Origin of the sequence: Flavobacterium sp., assembly GCF_044361015.1 — a bacterium.
Taxonomy (GTDB): Bacteria; Bacteroidota; Bacteroidia; order Flavobacteriales; family Flavobacteriaceae; genus Flavobacterium.
The window spans coordinates 1-3,227 of the sequence record NZ_JBIKJL010000107.1 but is presented as its reverse complement, the minus strand read 5'-3'; the positions used below and the strand labels follow the sequence as shown (position 1 = coordinate 3,227).

3 protein-coding genes are annotated in these 3,227 nt (G+C 37.6%); 1 reads left to right on the top strand and 2 read right to left on the bottom strand.

What is annotated here, in order from left to right:
* Positions 1-398: class I tRNA ligase family protein (locus tag ACIQ2Z_RS12815; RefSeq protein WP_396184558.1), on the bottom strand; the 398-nt coding region annotated here is incomplete at its 3' end.
* Positions 399-417: 19 nt separating this feature from the next.
* A complete protein-coding gene (folE, locus tag ACIQ2Z_RS12810; RefSeq protein WP_396184557.1) occupies positions 418-1,089 on the bottom strand; it encodes a GTP cyclohydrolase I FolE in 672 nt (223 codons plus the stop codon).
* 156 nt (positions 1,090-1,245) lie between these two features.
* Here folE and ACIQ2Z_RS12805 point away from each other — a divergent pair.
* Positions 1,246-3,227: carbohydrate binding domain-containing protein (locus ACIQ2Z_RS12805; protein ID WP_396184556.1), on the top strand; the 1,982-nt coding region annotated here is incomplete at its 3' end.

Below are 3,227 nucleotides of genomic sequence, written 5' to 3'. Positions count from 1 at the left end.
CCTGTGGCTGTCGGTTCGATACTTGGTGGTAAAAAATTCAACGTATGTAAAATGTTATGAAAATCTACGGTATAGCGTTGCACAATTTCCATGGGTTCCAATTGCTCAATTCTTGCTTTTTTGGCAATTCTGTCTTCACCTTCTTCCGCATCATTTTCTAAATGTCCGGCATCAGTGATATTTCTAACATACCGTACTTTGTAACCTAAATGAAGTAAATAGCGATAAATCACGTCAAAACTCATAAATGTTCGAACATTTCCCAAATGTACATTGCTGTAAACAGTTGGCCCACAAACATACATACCTACATTTCCTTGGTGAATTGGGGTAAATACTTCTTTTTCACCTGAAAGTGAATTGTATATTTTTAAGGTCTGATCTTCGTATAATTTCATCTATTTTTTTCCTTCTTTATTAAAACTTAGTTTCTAACTTAATATAATCTAAAAACTCTCTTCTAACTTTATCCTCTTTGAACTTTCCGCCAAATTCAGAAGTAACAGTACTACTTTCAATATCACGAATTCCTCTGGAATTGACACACAAATGTTTGGCATCAATCACACAGGCTACATCTTCAGTGTTGAGCGTTTTTTGCAACTCTTGAACTATCTGCATCGTTAAACGTTCTTGAACTTGGGGTCTTTTAGCAAAATAATCAACGATTCGATTCATTTTGGATAATCCAATTACTTTTCCACTCGAAATATAGGCCACATGAGCTCTTCCTACGATGGGTAATAAATGATGTTCGCAGGTTGAATAAACGGTAATGTTTTTTTCAACTAACATTTCACCATATTTATAACCATTCTCAAAGGTTGACGTGCTGGGTTTTTTTAATGGATTTAAACCACCAAAAATTTCTTTTACAAACATTTTAGCAACTCTGTTTGGAGTGCCTTTCATGCTATCATCAGTTAAGTCCATGCCCAATGTATTCAAAATATTGGCAACATCTTTTTTAATGAGTTCAATTTTTTGATCATCAGTTAAGTCAAAAGCGTCTTTTCGTATCGGATTTTCAGCTGAAGTTCCTATGTGGTTGTCTCCCAATTCGTCAGAAAAAGTATCGGTATTAATCATCGGTTTGATTATAAATTTATATTTGAATACAAGGTTGCAAAGATAAACAAAAAGCAGAAATCTTACGTCGTCTTATTGCGATTAGTAAAAATTCAAATTTTTAAGATAATTATTAGCTAAATTTATGTAAATTTCCAACCTTAAAATTCCCATAGCATGAGTCCAAGAATACTATTAGCTTTTATTAGTTGTCTTTTAATCAATAGTTTACATTCGCAAAATTTAATTACAAATGGCGATTTTGAAAGCGGTAACGGCGTTGGCTTTCAAACAAGTTATAACTACACTAATCCTGGTGCTGGTCAAGCGAACAGTAGTCCGAGACAATATGCAATTATCAATAATCCACACCTTTTAAATACAAACAATTTTGTAAATTCAGGCGATCATACTACCGGAACCGGACTCATGATGGTGTGTGATGGAGCTGATGGACAATCTGAAGTTTTTTGGAAAACAAATGGTGATATTGCCCTTCAAGCGGGACAAACCTATAGGTTTAAGTTTTTTATACGATCTGTAAACGCAACAAATCCTCAACCTGTTGTTGGTTTGCGAATTATGGCTGCTGCGGCAACTTATTTTAATCAAACCTATACAGTAACTGATCCTTCGACGGGATGGCAAGAGGTAAATTTTCAATATACGGTAACAGAATCAGGTGCCCCAAACAGAAGATTTGAACTATACAATGTCAACCAAAGTGCGGTTGGTAATGATTTTGCAATAGATGATATTTCTTTACGTCCGCTAGCAGCTCTTTCGGTTACTTATTCTGCAGTAAATCCATCTTGTTTTGGTGCAAATAATGGTTCGATTGTAGTGTATGGAGTAGGAGGGTCATTAACGTATACTTCTTATTCAATTGCAGGACCGGTTAATCAAACGAATGCGACAGGAATTTTTTCAAACTTGCCACCCGGAACTTACACCATTTCCGTAACAGATAATTCTCCGGCTACAGCAACGTTACCTAATGTTATACTCACTCAACCCAGTAATTTAACTATTTCACCCAACTCGGCAATTTGTTCAGGAACTTCTACAACGTTGACTGTTTCCGGTGGAAGCAATTATAATTGGACAGCCGTTCCGGTTGACCCTTCTATGTCAAGTACGACGGGTACTTCTATCACCGTGAGTCCAACGGTGCCAACTACTTATACGGTTACTTCTTCTGAAACAACAATAAGAAATTTAGTTTTTAATGGTGATTTCAGTCAAGGAAATTTAGGATTCACTACCGATTATCAATATTTCACTCCTGTAAATCCTAATCCGGCCGGAATTCAGGGTGCTTATGGTGTGGTAACCAATCCGCAAGCTTGGTTTGCCGGATTTACAGCTTGTACAGACCATACCACGGGTACTGGAAATATGTTGGTGGCCGACGGTTCTGTTGCGAATGCAGGAAATGATAAATTATGGTGTCAAAAAATTCCGGTTACTGCGGGTCAAAATTATACTTTTTCCTATTGGATTCAAACTGTGGCCACACCAAATCCGGCCAATATCGAAGTGCTAATCAATGGTGTTTCTGTCGGAATCGATATTGCACCGGCAACAACTTGCGGCTGGGTGCAACATACCTATACTTGGAATTCCGGTGCAGCTACACTTGCAGAAATTTGCATTTTAGATAGAGTAATAACCGCAACCGGAAATGACTTTGCCATTGATGATATTATGTTTACAAGATCATCCACCTGTAATTTATCCAGAACAGTAAATGTGGGTGTGGCGACTGCTACTTTTGGAACAGACACTACCATTTGTCCGGGATCATCAGGAACTTTAACGTTTACAGGTACACCCGGTGCAATTGTGCTTTTCAATAATTCAAGTTCGGGAGCAAGTTATAACGTGTTATTAAATGCTGCGGGTACAGCCACTTGGCCTTCCCCTATATTAAATGTAACGACAATTTATTCTTTACAGAGTATATTTTTACCTTCAACCGGTTGCTCTTCTCCTTTATCAGGAACAGTTACTTTTACGGTGGAAGCCAATGGTTGTGCAACAGTACTGACCGGAGGAATTGATGTAACAGACCCTAATATTCCACCTTCGTGTGTTCCGGGCTCTTGTATTGATTTATCAGCTGCTTATGTTGATTTTGGAACAACGACTTCCTATGC

Excerpts from the sequence above, each read along its gene's own strand:
- folE (WP_396184557.1), bottom strand. The coding sequence starts at position 1,089 with ATGATTAATACCGATACTTTTTCTGACGAATTGGGAGACAACCACATA.